We start from the raw sequence: 14,485 nt of genomic DNA on the forward strand, positions 1-14,485 counted from the left end.
GCGGGGCCCCCCCCCGGGCGGGGCCCGGACCACGGGGACGCGGATCCGGGGGGAGGGGGTAGGGGGGGGGGGCCGGGCGGCAGCCCCCGCCATGCCCCTCCCCGTTCACAGGGGCGTGAAGCTCTTCTTGACCGCGTCGTAGACGGGGAGCGCGGTCGCCTCGATGTCGGGGTGGTACCAGGTGCTGATCTCGTACGACGTGCCGCCGGCGCGGAAGCCGAGCAGTCGGACGTGCCAGAGCCGGCCCCTGGCCGTGACGGTGTACTCCCAGACGACCGCGGGCGCGCCGCGGAACGTGGTGCGCTCCAGGCGGATCCGGTGGTAGTTCAGGCCCTTGCTGGTGCCCACCTCCGCCTGCTGCCACTGCGCGAGCAGGTCACCCCGGGCCGGGGTCGCGTTGGCCACGATCTCCTGCGCGCGGTCGGGCGAGGTGTAGTGCACCTCGGAACCGCTCTGCGCCACCCGCTGCCAGCCCTGCGGCGGCACCCACGCGTACAGTCCGGCCTCCTTCCGGGCGCCCGCCGGCAGGCTCGGCGGGCGTGACGTGCCGTCGACGGTGGGGGGTGGGGAGGAGGGGTCGGTGGATGAGGTCTGCGCGGAGTTCGGCGATGTCGACGAGGCCGATGGCGAGGTCGAGGTCGAGGTCGAGGTCGAGGTCGAAGTGGACGCGCCGGTCGTGTCGTGGGAGGAGCCGCCCGTCTGCGTCATGACGAGCCCGACGACGGTTCCCACGATCACCACGCCACCGGCGGCGGCCAGGCCCATCCGGCGCCGGCCCCGCCGTGGGACGGAGGGCACGGCGGGGCCGGGGAGTTCGCCCGGCGGCATGACCACCGCGCGGGAGACCGTGGTGTGCGTGGCGAGGGAGGGGGGTTCGGGAAGCGGCGGGGGTGCGCTGGGCTCGGGGGCTGGTTTGGGGGTGGGGGCTGGTGTGGGTGTGGGTGTGGGTACAGGGGCGGGCGCGGGTGGAGGTGAGGGGTCGGGGGTTGGATCGGGTGTGGGGTCGGGCTCCGGGATGGCGTCCTGTATGGGGTCCGGCTCGGAGGCTGGCTCGGGGGTCGGTTCGGGGGCCCGCTGGGACGGGAGGTGTTGCGCCGCGCGTATGAGGCTCACGTCCAGGAGCGCGCGCGTGGGCGACTCCTGGTGGAACGGGGGGACGGGGGGCGGCGCGGCTTCCGGTGTCTCCGGCATCCCCGGTACATCCGGAGCCTCAGCCGTCCCTCCCACCCCTGATGTCCCTCCCACCTCTGACATCTCGGATGCCTCTGACGTCTCGGATGCCTCTGACGCCTTGGATGTCTCCGGTGCCTCCGGTATCTCCCGTGCCTCTGCCGCTTCCGATGGTTCCCGTGTCCCTGCCGCTTCCGGTGATTCCGGTGATTCCGGTGATTCCGCCGCTGGTTCGGGTACGAGCCCCGCTTCCGGGGACTCGGTCTCCTCCGGTCGGGGGAATGCGATCGGGCGCAACGCCGTCTCGAGCTCCGCCAGACCCGGTCGGGTCGACGGTTCCTTCTCCAGCAGGGCGGCCAGAATCTCCCCCAGGTCACCAGCCGTGGACGGCAGTTCGGGCTCCTCGTACAGGACCGCGTGCAACGTCGCCAGGGTGGTCGAACGGGAGAACGGGGAGCGGCCGCCGAGGGCCGCACAGAGCGTCGCCCCCAGGGACCAGACGTCGGACGGCGGGCCCTGGGGGCGTCCGGAGACACGCTCGGGTGCCATGTAGTCCGGGGAGCCGACCAGCATCCCGACCATGGTGAGCGCCTCCGCGTCCTGAAGCGCGGCGATGCCGAAGTCGGTGAGGACGACACGGTGTCCGCGCCGTTCGACCAGGACGTTGCCCGGCTTGATGTCCCGGTGGAGTACTCCCCCGGCGTGCACCTGGCGCAGGGCCGCGACCAGTTCGAGCCCGATACGGGCCGCGGTGGGCGGGTCGAGCGGTCCGTCCTCGACCACGAGTTGTTCGAGGGAGCGGCCGGCGACGAGTTCCATGACGATCCACAGTCGCTCGCCCTGGTCCACGACGTCGTAGATGCGCACGACATTGGGATGGTCGATCCGGGCCGTGGCCCTGGCTTCGCGCAGGGTGCGTTCGCGGCGGGTTCGGGTGTCCTCCGGGTCGAGTCCGTCGATCCGCATTTCCTTGACGGCGACCTGCCGGTCGAGCATTTCGTCGGTGGCTCGCCACACCCGTCCCATTCCCCCCTGGCCAATACTCTCGGCCAGCCGATATCGACCCGTCACCAATAATCCCGGAACACCGCCACTCGTATTCCCCGTCAATCCCCTGCACCCCCTCAACACCCGCCACAATCGTCCGCCACAGCAGAAACACAATAGTCACACTTCATGCCGTACCAGCATAGTGCGGAGAAATCTTGTGGTACCTCTTCAAGTACTGCGAATTCAGGCGCAGCCAAGGGGGGCGAACATGAGTTCTCGTCACACGACGACCATCGCGGGATCGCTGCTCACGGCATCTTTCTCGGCCGTGATGATCCTTTCCTTCACCGCCGTCGCGGACGACCAGGGACCGGGGAGCAGCAAGGGGGGAAAGGCCATGGACCCGGCGCCGGCAGGCGTGAAGCTGACCACGTTGCTGCCCGAGAAGATCTCGGTGGACAACAGCTCGCACGAAACGGCGCTGACCGCCACGGTGAAGAATGAGGGAACCAAGGACAGCGGAAAGATCCGGCTTTTGGTGGTCGGATTCGACGGCCTACAGGTCAAGAGCGTCAAGGGCTGTTCCGCCATGGCGGACAAGGATCTGCCCAAGGGTTCGAACAGTGGATTCGTGTGCGATGTCGGCAATCTCGCGGCCGGAAAGTCGCAGTCGTACGCCGTCGCCGCGACGTTCGATCTCAGCAAGACCGGAAAGATCTGCCTACCGGTGCAGGACAGCGACGGAAAGAAGACGTTCTGGCAGCAGGGCCCGGTGCCGTTCGGTACGACGAACCCGTCGCCGAACGCCCCGGCCACTCCGCTGCTGCTCGACACCGAGAACAAGCCGGTGACACCCGGCGGCGACCAGTTGCCGAAGACCGGCGCCGGGAGCGACCTGCTGCCGCTCGGCGTGGCGGGGGCGGCGCTCGTCTCCGTCGGGGCGGCGGGAATGTGGTGGGCCCAGCGGCGGCCCCGCCGGCAGCCGCAGTCGTGACCGGGTGGGCCGGGACGCCGTGTGCGCGGCGTCCCGGCCCACCTTCTGCTTCTGCTTCTGCTTCTGCGCACGCACACGTACTGCGGGGACAGTGCGGTGGGGCTGTACGGGCCCGGAACGCGGAAGAGGCTCGCCGGGTCGTAGTCGGAGTACGACCCGGCGAGCCTCTTGCGAGGGGACTGCGAACCTCTTCCGAGGGGACTACGGCCTCAGCGGTTGAGGAACTTCCAGGCGGTCGGCAGGACGCCCATGGCCAGCGCCGCCTTCAGGGCGTCGCCGATCAGGAACGGGGTGAACCCCGCCGCGAGGGTCGCGCTCAGCGACATGCCGGTGGCGGCGGCCAGGTACGGGAGGCCGACCGCGTAGATGATCGCCTCGCCCAGCAGCATCGTGCCCGCAGTGCGCAGGAACGAGCGGTCGGCGCCGCGGCGGGCGAGGGCGCCCACGGCGGCGGCGGCCAACATCATGCCGAGGATGTAGCCGAGGGACGGGGCGGCGGTGCCGGAGCCGCCGTCGGCAAACCACGGCATGCCGGCCATGCCGACGAGGGCGTAGAGCGCGAGCGAGAGGAAGCCGCGGCCCGCGCCGAGGGCCGTGCCGACGAGGAGGGCGGCGAAGGTCTGGCCGGTCACCGGGACCGGAGAGCCCGGTACGGGCAGGGAGATCTGGGCGGCGAGACCGGTGAGGGCGGCTCCGCCGAGTACGAGGGCGATGTCCCTGACGCGGGAGGCCGGGAGCAGGTCGGCGAGGACCTCGCCGGGGCGGATGCCTTGGCGGGGGGTGGCGGCAGCGGTGCTCATGGGGACTCCGGCGGGTGACGGGCGGGTCGGGACACGGTGACGCTATCCCAGGGGGGCGGGTGGATCACCGTGTGCGATCGACAAAGCGGGGATCCGGGACTTGGTGGAGCCCTTACAAAGGGGGCCGTGTACACCTATCGGGGCGTGATGCTGGTCACTGAGGTGGGATGGTTTTGTCAACGGGAAGGTTCGAGCGCGGCCTGTAGGATCCCGCCAATTCGCCCCCGCCGCCCCTACCCGTCCCATCCCCCGGGGCTCCGCCCCGGACCCCGTCGGGCTTCTTCGTTCGGCTGCGGCCCGGTGGGGGCCGTTCGCGCAGTTCCCCGCGCCCCTGAAAGCCCCGGGTCGGCCGGCGGCCGAAGAACGGCGCCTCTGGCCGGAATCGGGGGTAAGACCTACTCTTCAGGGCATGGTTGCCCAGGCTGAGAACTTCGCGTCGCGTCGCTATGTCGACCTGCGACGCCAGGGCACCGCCACCTGTCGCCCCGGGTAGGGCGGGCGGAGCGCATCCGGCTCGCCGAGACGCGACCGTTTCGGACACGCTCGCTAGGAAGCGCCATGCCTCGTACCTCCCTGGCCCCCTCCCCTCCCACGACACCCCACCGCGCCACCACCGACGACCGCCGCCGCACCAGCGCCAGCGTCATCCTGCGCTCCGTCCTGGAACACGGCCCGGTCGCCCGCAGCACCGTCGCCCGGCTGACCGGCCTCTCCCCTGCCTCGGTGACCGACTACTGCGCCCGGTTCACCGCGCTCGGCCTGATCCGGGAGGCTCCGACGCCCCGGCAGTCGAACGGCGTCGGACGTCCCCACGTCCCCATCCATCTGGACGACTCCCGGTTCGTGGTCGGCGGGGTCCACGTGGCCGTCCCGTACACCACCGTCGCCCTGCTCGACCTGCGCGGCCGGGTCGTCACGGAGCGACGGCTCGCCCACGACGACGGCACGGAGCCCGACCGCGTACTCGCGAACGCCGCCGCCTGGCTGGCCGCCCTGCTCACCGACCACCCCGGCCGCACCCCCCTCGGCGTCGGCGTCGCGACCGGCGGCTGGGTGGACCGCGACTCCGGGACGATCGTGGAGCACGCGCTGCTCGGCTGGCGTGACGTCGACGTGCGGGGCGCGCTCGGCACGCGGACCGGGCTGCCGGTCCATGTGGACGGGCACGCACGGGCGTTGGTCAACGGAGAGCGGCTGTTCGGGCGGGCGCGCGGCAGCCGCAGCGTGCTGCACCTGTTCGTCGGCAACGTGGTGGACGCCGCCTTCGCCACCCACGACGAGGTGCACCACGGTCCCCGCTCCCAGGCCGGGGCGATCGCCCATCTGCCGTTGCCGGGCGGCTCGGAGCGGTGCGACTGCGGCCGGACCGGCTGCCTTCAGGCCGAGTTGAGCGAGCGGACGCTGTGTCGGCGGGCACGGGAGGCGGGGGTCATCACCACCGCCGACCCGATGCACGTGGTCGGCGCCGCGGCCGACGGAGACCCCGTCGCCGTACGTCTGCTGCTGGAGCGGGCCCGGACGGTCGGGCGGGCGGCCCGGCTGCTGCTGGACGTGCTCAACCCGGACACGGTCGTCGTCGCGGAGGTCGGGACCGTGCATCGGGAGGACTGCCTCGGGGCGCTGCGCGCGGAAGTGGGCGCGGACCGGGCGGCTTCCGTCCTGCCGACCAGTTTCCCGGAATCCGTACTCGCCGTGGCGGGTGGATCGGTGGCACTCGACGTGGTGTACCGGGATCCGCTGAGCCTGTCACCGGGGACGAATTAATTCAGAAACTCGGAATGTTGACAGCGGTCGTACGAGGACAGGAGCATCCTCCTCATGAGCAGCTCGCGGGTGCAGGTTCCGCTGACCAAGTGCCGCGTCGTCGACCTTATGCGGGTCGCACGCACGCGTTGTTGCTGACGCCGGGTCACTGCCGCGTCGGCGCCTTGACCTGCTGACGCGTTGACGCATCGACGCGTTGACGATCACCCGGTTTCTTCTGCCGCGCCCCCGGCGTGCGCCTCCCGTCTCCTCACGCGCGCGTATTTCGCTTCTTTCACTTCCTTCCCCTGGTGAATTCCCCCTGCCCGGAATTCCGCGCGCATTTCCGCCACTTGGATCCCCGGAGTCCTCCCATGCCACCACTGTCTCCTTCGTCGTCCCCTTTCGCGCCCGGTGTGGACCGCCGGCTGTTCCTGTCCTCCCTGCTCGGCGTGGCCGCCGCGGCCGGACTGAGCGGTTGCGCGGGGGCCACTGCCGCCGACAGCGAGTCCAAGGGGTCCCTGTCCGCCCCGCTGTCCGCCAAGGTCCCCTCCGGCACGAGCCTCAAGATCGCCTCGTACCAGAACGTCCAGCAGCTCCAGTTCAAGCTCGCGGGCCTCACCGACCTGCCGTTCACCGTCTCCAGCTGGGTGAACATCGGTGCCGGGCCCGATGTCATCAACGCCTTCCGCGCCAAGTCCCTGGACCTCGCCAACAACGCGGGCATCCCGCCCATCCAGGCGCACTACCAGGGCTATGACGCCAAGATCGTCGCGATCAACGTCACCCGCAAGCCCAACTACCTCTTCGCGACCAAGCCCGGCAGCGACATCCACACCGTCGCGGACTTCAAGGGCAAGAAGCTGGCGTTCTCCCAGGGCCAGGCGCAGGGGGTCGTACTGGTGCGCGCCCTGAAGCAGGCCGGGATCAAGTACGACGACGTCGACCTGGTGCCGCTGACCAGCAACCAGTTCCTCACCGCGCTCCAGGCGGGCCAGGTGGACATCGCCCCGCTCGCCAACCAGCAGGCCCCGGCCTACCTCAAGCAGTACGGGTCCAAGGGCGCCCACACCATCACCACCGATGTCGTGGACCTCCTCAACCTGCTGTGGGCGCCCACCTCCGTGCTGGCCGACCCGGCGAAGGCGGCGGCCGTCGCCGCGTACATCCCGCGCTGGGCGCAGGGGCAGGTGTGGGCGTACGAACACCCGGACGCCTGGAACGAGGAGTTCTACGTCAAGACGCAGAACCTCACGCTCGCACAGGCCCGGTCGATCACCGAGCTCGCCAACAAGCCGCTGTTCCCGCCGAGCTGGGACGAGGCGGTGAAGTGGGAGCAGGAGACCGCCGATCTGCTGGCCGAGGGCGGCTTCGTGAAGGCGTTCAAGGTCGGCTCGCTCTTCGACCGGCGCTTCGAGGGCATCGCGGCGAAGGCCGTCCCGGCGGAGTACCGGAAGTGACGGCCATGACGACAACCACAACGACGACCACCGTGCCGGTGACCGCCGCCGAGGACCCGCCTGCCGTACGGCGCAGGCGGCGCCGCGGCCTCGCGCCCGGAAAGCGCCTGCCCGCCTCCCGGCTCATCGGCCCCGCCCTCTTCCTCGCCCTGTGGGCGGCGGCCTCCGCCGCCGGACAGCTGGACCCGGGTGCGATCCCGGCGCCCTGGACGGTCCTGAAGACCGCCGGTCACCTGTGGACGGACGGCACCCTCCCCACCGACGTCCGCACCTCCCTGGAACGCGCGGGATACGGCTTCGCGCTGGGCCTGACCGCCGGTGTGGTCCTCGCGCTGGCGGCCGGGCTCAGTCGGATCGGCGAGGCGCTGATCGACGGGACCGTGCAGCTCAACCGGGCGATCCCGACCCTGGGCCTCATCCCGCTGTTCATCCTCTGGCTGGGCATCGGCGAGACCTTCAAGATCGCCATCATCGCGATCGTCGTCTACATCCCGATCTACCTCAACCTGCACGCCGCGCTGTCCGGTATCGACCACCGTTACGTCGAACTCGCGGAGGTCCAGGGCCTGTCGCGGCTCCAGTTCGTCCGCCAGATCGTGATCCCCGGCGCGTTGCCCGGCTTCTTCGTCGGACTGCGCCTCGGGGTGACCGGCTCCTGGCTGAGCCTGGTGGTCCTGGAGCAGATCAACGCCACCAGCGGCCTCGGCTACATGATGTTCCAGGCCCAGAACTACGGCCAGTCGGACGTCATCCTGGTCGGCCTGCTGATCTACGGCGTCTTCGGCCTGGTCTCCGACAGCGCGGTCCGTCTCGTCGAACGGAGGGTGCTGTCATGGCGCCGCACACTCAGCAGCTGACCGCAGCCCCGGCCGTCCAACTACGAGGCCTCACCAGGTCGTTCGACGGCCGCACCGTCCTCGACGGCATCGACCTCGACCTGCCCGCCGGACAGTTCACGGCCCTGCTCGGGCACAGCGGTTCCGGCAAGAGCACACTGCTGCGGGCCATCGCGGGCCTGGACCACGAGGTCGTCGGAAGCGGCCGGCTCAGCGCCCCGGAGCGGGTGTCGGTCGTCTTCCAGGACTCCCGGCTGCTGCCCTGGCGGCGGGTCCTCGACAACGTGCTGCTCGGCACGAACGGCAAGGAAGCGGCCGACAAGGGCCGCGAAGCCCTCGCCGAGGTGGGCCTGAAAGGCCGGGCACGCGCCTGGCCCAACGAGCTGTCCGGCGGCGAGGCCCAGCGCGCCGCCCTGGCCCGCTCGCTCGTCCGTGAGCCCGAACTCCTGCTGGCCGACGAGCCGTTCGGCGCGCTGGACGCGCTGACCCGGATCCGGATGCATGTCCTGCTGCGCGAGCTGTGGGAGCGCCACCGGCCCTCCGTGCTGCTCGTCACCCACGACGTGGACGAGGCGATCGTGCTCGCCGACCGCGTCCTGGTGCTCGACCGGGGCCGGATCGGCCTCGACCTGACCATCGACCGCCCCCATCCGCGCTCCTACCGGGAGCCGGTACTGGGTGAATACCGGGAGCGCCTCCTTGCCGCCCTCGGTGTGACGGAGGACCACGCATGACCCGCCGACTCCACCTCAACGCCTTTTTGATGAACACCGGCCATCACGAGGCATCGTGGCGGCTGCCGGAGAGCGACCCGTACGCCCACGTCGAACTCGCCCACTACGTCGAGCTGGCCCGGATCGCCGAACGCGGCACCTTCGACTCCCTCTTCCTGGCCGACGGACCGCAGCTGTGGAGCAACCTGGCCCAACGCCCGGCCGGCGCCCTGGAACCGCTCACCCTGCTCACCGCGCTGGCGACGGCCACCGAGCACATCGGCCTGATCGCCACGGCGTCCACGTCCTACAACTCCCCCTACAACCTGGCCCGCAAGTTCGCCTCCCTCGACATCATCAGCGGCGGTCGGGCGGGCTGGAACATCGTCACCACGTCCGGTGCGGAGGCCGCCCGCAACTTCGGCCTCGACGCCGAGCCCGCGCACGCCGAACGGTACGCGCGCGCCGCCGAGTTCCTGGACGTCTCGCTCAAGCTCTGGGACAGCTGGGAGGACGACGCGATCGTCGCCGACAAGGCGGCCGGCGTGTGGGGTGACGACGCCAAGATCCACCCGCCGCGCCACCAGGGGACGTACTTCCGGGTCGAGGGCGCCCTCAACGTGCCCCGCTCACCGCAGGGTTACCCACTGCTCGTGCAGGCGGGGTCGAGCGAGGACGGCAAGACGTTCGCGGCGCGCTACGCGGAGGCGGTGTTCACCGCGCAGCAGACCCTCGCCGACGCCCAGGCCTTCTACGCGGACCTCAAGTCCCGTACGGCGGCGGCCGGCCGGGACCTCGAGCACATCAAGGTGCTGCCCGGCATCGTCCCGGTGCTCGGCTCGACGGAGGCCGAGGCGCGGGCGAACGAGCAGGTCCTGGAGGACCACATCGTGTACACGCACGGCGTGGACCGCTTGGAGCACCTGCTGCAACTGGAGCCCGGAACCCTGGAATTGGACGCCCAGCTGCCCGCGGACCTGCCTCCCGAGGACGTCATCGAGGGCGCCAAGAGCCGCTACACCCTCGTCGTCGAACTCGCCCGCCGCGAACGGCTCACCGTACGGCAGCTGATCGGACGGCTCGGCGGCGGGCGCGGGCACCTCACCTTCGCCGGCACGCCGGAGCAGGTCGCCGACGCGATCGAGGAGTGGTTCACGCGCGGCGCCGCCGACGGCTTCAACATCATGCCCGCCGTACTTCCCTCCGGCCTCGGTCTGTTCGTCGACCACGTCGTCCCGATCCTGCGCGCCCGCGGCCTGCTCCGCACGGAGTACGGACCGCGCCGGACCCTACGGGAGCGCTACGGCCTCCCCCGCCCCGCCAACCAGTACCTCCAGCCCGCGCTCGTCTGAAAGGACCCCGCATGTCCATCGAGATCAGCAAGGTCACCGCGAACATAGGCGCCCGGGTCTCCGGCGTAGACATCTCCAAGCCGCTCGACGAGGAACAGGTCACCGCGATCCGCGAGGCCCTCAACGTCCACAAGGCCCTGGCCTTCGACGACGTGCACCTCGACGACGAGGGCCAGCAGGCCTTCGCCCGCCACTTCGGCGACCTCACCACCGCCCACCCGACCGTGGCCGCCGTCGACGGGGCCCCGAACGTGCTCCCCGTCGACAGCGAGCGCGGGCGCGCCAACCACTGGCACACCGACGTGACCTTCGTCCTCAACCCGCCCCAGGCCAGCACCCTGCGCAGCATCACGATCCCGCCGTACGGCGGCGAGACCCTGATCGCCAGTTCGGCGGCCGCCTACCGGGACCTGCCCGCCCCGCTGCGCGCGCTCGCCGACACCCTGTGGGCCGAGCACACCAACGACTACGACTACGCGGTGCCGGACGAGCAGATCGACGAGGAACAGGCCGCCCAGCGGGCCCAGTTCACATCCATCAAGTTCCGTACCGCCCATCCCGTCGTCCGGGTCCACCCGCTGACCGGTGAGCGCGGGCTGTTCATCGGCGGGTTCGCGCAGCGGATCGTCGGGCTGTCGGTGGGCGAGTCCCGCAAGCTGCTCGACCTGTTCCAGTCGTACGTCACCCGGCCGGAGAACATCCTGCGCTGGCGCTGGTCCCCGAACCAGCTGGTCCTGTTCGACAACCGGATCACCCAGCACTACGCGGTCGACAACTACGACGGCCGGCCGCGCCGCCTGCACCGGGTGACCGTCGCCGGTGACGTGCCGGTCGGCATCGAGGGCAAGGAGAGCTACTCGATCGAGGGCGACGCCTCGCACTACACGTCCGTGGCCGAGTAACACGCACTGCACGTCCGCGGCCGAGTGAAGGAGCCGAGTAAAGGAAATCTCACGCTCCGTACCGCGGGTGTCCGCATAGTGGGCAGCCTCTCCCCCTGAGCGGAGAGGCTGCCCAGACTGTGGGCGTTTTTGCCCACTCGCACGTAAGGGACCACCCGCTCTCATGTCCCGCACCACCCTCGACACCCCACCCACCGCTCCCGACGCACACGCCCCGCTGTCCCACGGCCTCAAGCAGCGCCATCTGTCGATGATCGCCCTCGGCGGTGTGATCGGCGCCGGTCTGTTCGTGGGGTCCGGCGCGGGGATCGCCGCCGCCGGACCGTCGATCGTGATCGCGTACGCGGTCTCCGGTCTGCTGGTCATGCTGGTGATGCGGATGCTCGGCGAGATGTCTGCCGCGTATCCGTCCTCGGGCTCGTTCTCGGCGCACGCCGAGCGGGCGATCGGACCGTGGGCGGGCTTCACCGCGGGGTGGTCCTTCTGGGTGCTGCTCTGCACGGCCGTGGGGCTGGAGGGGATCGGGGCGGCGAAGATCGTCACCGGCTGGCTGCCGGGTACGCCCGAGTGGGCCTGGGTCGCCCTGTTCATGGTGGTCTTCTGTGTCGCGAACCTCGCCGCCGTGAAGAACTTCGGCGAGTTCGAGTTCTGGTTCGCCGCGCTGAAGGTCGGCGCGATCAGCCTGTTCCTGGTCCTTGGCGTACTGGCCGTCGCGGGCGTGCTCCCCGGCACGGACTCCCCCGGCGCCTCGAACCTCACCGGCCAGGGCGGCTTCCTCCCGCACGGCAGCGAGGGGCTGGTCGTCGGTCTGCTCGCGTCGGTCTTCGCGTACGGCGGTCTGGAGACGGTCACCATCGCGGCGGCCGAGTCGCAGAACCCCGTCCAGGGCGTGGCGCGCGCCGTCCGTACGGCGATGTGGCGCATCGCGCTCTTCTACATCGGCTCCATGGCGGTCATCGTCACGCTGGTCCCCTGGGACTCGAAGGAGGTCGTCGAGAAGGGCCCGTACGTCGCCGCCCTCGACCACCTGGGTATCCCCGGCGCCGGTCAGCTGATGAACGTGGTCGTGTTCGTCGCGCTGCTCTCGGCGATGAACGCCAACATCTACGGCTCCTCGCGCATCGCCTACTCGCTGGTGGAGCGCGGCCAGGGCCCGAAGGCCCTCGGCAGGGTCTCGGCCGGGGTCCCGCGCGTCGCGGTGCTCGTCTCCTGCGTCTTCGGCTTCGTGTGCGTACTGCTGAGCTACTGGCGGCCGGACGACGTCTTCCCCTGGCTGCTGAACATGATCGGCGCGGTGATCCTGGTCGTGTGGATCTTCATCGCGGTCTCGCAGCTGCTGCTGCGGCGCCGGGTGGAGCGCGAGGCACCGGAGAAGCTGGTCGTGCGGATGTGGCTGTTCCCGGCGCTGACCTGGGTGGCGCTGGCCGGCATGGCCGCGATCTTCGTCCTGATGGCCCGGCAGCCCGACACCCGGGTGCAGCTGTACTCGACGGGCGGGATGACGCTGTTCCTGGCGGCCGTCGGATACGCCTGGCAGCGGGCACGCGCGGCCCGCTGACCGTTTGACCGTTCCGGCCGGCCGGCCGTTTTGACCGTTCCCACTCCCCCGAAAGGCCCTCGTGTGATCCACACGAGGGCCTTTTTGTTGCTAGCGTGCAGTTGCAAGCTATGTGCAATAAGGTCTTACGAGGCCGGAGGGGACCCCGCCATGCCCGTCTACACACTCCCTGAGCTGCCGTACGACTACGCCGCGCTCGCACCCGTGATCAGCCCCGAGATCATCGAGCTGCACCACGACAAGCACCACGCGGCGTATGTGAAGGGGGCCAACGACGCGCTGGAGCAACTCGCGGAGGCGCGTGACGAGGAGTCGTGGGGAGCGGTCAACGGTCTGGAGAAGAACCTGGCCTTCCATCTCTCCGGCCACATCCTGCACAGCATCTACTGGACGAACATGAGCGGGAACGGCGGCGGTGAGCCCCTCGCCGTGGACGGTGTGGGAGAGCTCGCGGACGCGATCACCGAGTCGTTCGGCTCTTTCGCGGGGTTCAAGGCGCAGCTGACGAAGGCCGCCGCGACCACCCAGGGCTCCGGCTGGGGCGTCCTCGCCCACGAGCCGCTCAGCGGTCGCCTCGTCGTCGAGCAGATCTACGACCACCAGGGCAACGTGGGGCAGGGCTCGGTGCCGATCCTGGTGTTCGACGCCTGGGAGCACGCCTTCTACCTCCAGTACAAGAACCAGAAGGTCGACTTCATCGACGCGATGTGGCAGGTCGTCGACTGGCAGGACGTGGCCCGGCGATACGAGGCGGCCAGGTCCCGCGCGAACGTGTTGCTGCAGACCCCCTGAGGCGGGTATGAAACGTCCTGCTCGTGATCGTCTTCTCACCTTTCACGTGGCAGGCGGAGAAACGGAGGGCCCCCGCGAGGACGTGACTCGCGGGGGCCCTCCTGTGTACACGGCCCGCGTCACCCGCAGGGCACGTTGAGCGACAGCAGCGCGGCGGCCCCGTCCGTCATGCGGAGTTCGGTGATCGCGGCGTTGCGCAGCCGCGGGAGGACCCTGCGGTACTCGCCCAGGGGGATGGACAGCAGCGAGCAGAGCACCAGCCGGAGCAGGGTGTTGTGGGCGACGACCAGGACGCGTTCGCCGTGGTGCGCGGCCGCGATGCGGCGCAGGACGGCCGCCCCGCGGGCCGCGGCGGTGCGCGGGTCCTCCGCCTCCGGGAAGGGGTACGACACCGGGTCGACCCGGAACGCCTTCGCCCGGGCCGGGTTCTCGGCCTCGAACTCGGCGAGGGTATGGCCCTCCACCACCCCGAAGTCGCATTCGCGCAGGGCGGGTTCGCGGTGCGCGGTGAGACCGAGGGCGCGGCAGGCGGGCTCGGCCGTGGCGACGGCGCGCGAGAGGGTCGACGTCCAGACGGCGTCCACGGGGTGCGCGGCGGCCCAGCGGCCGAGCGCCTCGGCCTGGGCGTGGCCCTCGTCGGCGAGGGGGACGTCGCTCACTCCGGCGTAGCGGTTCTCGGCATGCCAGACGGTCCGGCCGTGCCGGGCGAGCAGCAGGGTCGTGCTCACTGAGGCTGCGGGACTCACGGCGCTGTGGGTCATGCTCGTCGTACTCATGACCCGCCAGTATTCCGGTCGGGGCGCGCTCGCGGGTGCGCTCCGGCGGAAGCCCACCGTCCGGGTCTGTTCGGCGGTACCACGAAGGCCCCGTGAGGAGCGAAGAGAAGCCTCACGGGGCCTTACGGTACGCGGGCTTCCGGGGCATCGTTGCGGGATGCCGAGGGAAATGACGTACCCCTGCTACACGTGTGGTTCCTACCAGCCGCACCGCCAGCCCCGGGACGACCGGGAGCGGGACATCATCCGCAAGCTGGCGAACCTCCAGAAGCCGAACGCGTATGTGGACGACTACTGGATCTGCGGGCGAACCGACTTCGACTGCCGCAACATCCGTACGGCGTCGAGGGTCAAGCCGTTCGACCCGCCCCAGAAGATGCCCAATCCGGAATGACTCCT

General features: G+C 70.4%; 13 protein-coding genes. 10 read left to right on the forward strand and 3 right to left on the reverse strand.

Features of this window, described 5'->3' with window-relative positions; all coding sequences use genetic code 11:
- Positions 1–105 precede the first annotated feature (105 nt).
- On the reverse strand, positions 106–2,244 hold the full coding sequence (locus tag KVT44_RS08025) for a serine/threonine-protein kinase (protein ID WP_217566527.1): 2,139 nt from the start codon (positions 2,242–2,244) through the stop codon (positions 106–108).
- Between the two features lie 184 nt (positions 2,245–2,428).
- Here KVT44_RS08025 and KVT44_RS08030 point away from each other — a divergent pair, with 184 nt between their 5' ends.
- Positions 2,429–3,154 (forward strand): LPXTG cell wall anchor domain-containing protein, encoded by a 726-nt coding sequence (locus tag KVT44_RS08030; protein ID WP_217566528.1) that lies wholly within the window; start codon positions 2,429–2,431, stop codon positions 3,152–3,154.
- A 209-nt stretch (positions 3,155–3,363) separates the two neighbouring features.
- Here the strand turns inward: KVT44_RS08030 and KVT44_RS08035 are convergent, their stop codons facing one another.
- Positions 3,364–3,954 carry a biotin transporter BioY gene (locus KVT44_RS08035; protein WP_217566529.1) on the reverse strand — a complete coding sequence of 197 codons (591 nt, stop codon included), beginning with the start codon at positions 3,952–3,954 and terminating at the stop codon, positions 3,364–3,366.
- A gap of 558 nt (positions 3,955–4,512) precedes the next feature.
- Here KVT44_RS08035 and KVT44_RS08040 point away from each other — a divergent pair.
- From KVT44_RS08040 to KVT44_RS08075, 8 genes are all read left to right on the forward strand, one after another.
- Positions 4,513–5,718: an ROK family transcriptional regulator gene (locus tag KVT44_RS08040; RefSeq protein WP_217566530.1), complete on the forward strand. Its 1,206-nt coding sequence runs from the start codon at positions 4,513–4,515 to the stop codon at positions 5,716–5,718.
- A gap of 353 nt (positions 5,719–6,071) precedes the next feature.
- Positions 6,072–7,157, forward strand: coding sequence for an ABC transporter substrate-binding protein (locus KVT44_RS08045; protein ID WP_217566531.1), 1,086 nt, complete (start codon positions 6,072–6,074; stop codon positions 7,155–7,157).
- A gap of 5 nt (positions 7,158–7,162) precedes the next feature.
- A complete protein-coding gene (locus KVT44_RS08050) occupies positions 7,163–8,014 on the forward strand; it encodes an ABC transporter permease (protein ID WP_099925673.1) in 852 nt (283 codons plus the stop codon).
- Complete coding sequence (locus tag KVT44_RS08055) at positions 7,990–8,727, forward strand: ABC transporter ATP-binding protein (protein ID WP_217566532.1); 738 nt, start codon at positions 7,990–7,992, stop codon at positions 8,725–8,727. Before KVT44_RS08050 ends, KVT44_RS08055 begins: the two co-directional genes overlap by 25 nt.
- Complete coding sequence (locus tag KVT44_RS08060) at positions 8,724–10,058, forward strand: LLM class flavin-dependent oxidoreductase (protein WP_217566533.1); 1,335 nt, start codon at positions 8,724–8,726, stop codon at positions 10,056–10,058. Before KVT44_RS08055 ends, KVT44_RS08060 begins: the two co-directional genes overlap by 4 nt.
- Before the next feature lie 11 nt (positions 10,059–10,069).
- A complete protein-coding gene (locus tag KVT44_RS08065; RefSeq protein WP_099922647.1) occupies positions 10,070–10,960 on the forward strand; it encodes a TauD/TfdA family dioxygenase in 891 nt (296 codons plus the stop codon).
- A gap of 163 nt (positions 10,961–11,123) precedes the next feature.
- The gene (locus KVT44_RS08070) at positions 11,124–12,518 is read left to right on the forward strand and encodes an amino acid permease (protein WP_099922646.1); all 1,395 of its coding nucleotides are present in this window, start codon (positions 11,124–11,126) and stop codon (positions 12,516–12,518) included.
- A 150-nt stretch (positions 12,519–12,668) separates the two neighbouring features.
- Complete coding sequence (locus KVT44_RS08075; protein WP_217566534.1) at positions 12,669–13,310, forward strand: superoxide dismutase; 642 nt, start codon at positions 12,669–12,671, stop codon at positions 13,308–13,310.
- 119 nt (positions 13,311–13,429) lie between these two features.
- On the opposite strand, the gene KVT44_RS08080 is transcribed toward KVT44_RS08075, so the two are convergent.
- On the reverse strand, positions 13,430–14,086 hold the full coding sequence (locus tag KVT44_RS08080; RefSeq protein WP_229888803.1) for a histidine phosphatase family protein: 657 nt from the start codon (positions 14,084–14,086) through the stop codon (positions 13,430–13,432).
- A gap of 157 nt (positions 14,087–14,243) precedes the next feature.
- Here KVT44_RS08080 and KVT44_RS08085 point away from each other — a divergent pair, with 157 nt between their 5' ends.
- On the forward strand, positions 14,244–14,480 hold the full coding sequence (locus KVT44_RS08085) for a hypothetical protein (RefSeq protein WP_143669736.1): 237 nt from the start codon (positions 14,244–14,246) through the stop codon (positions 14,478–14,480).
- Positions 14,481–14,485 lie beyond the last annotated feature (5 nt).

Origin of the sequence: Streptomyces sp. GbtcB7 (assembly GCF_019091445.1) — a bacterium.
Taxonomy (GTDB): Bacteria; Actinomycetota; Actinomycetes; order Streptomycetales; family Streptomycetaceae; genus Streptomyces; species Streptomyces mirabilis.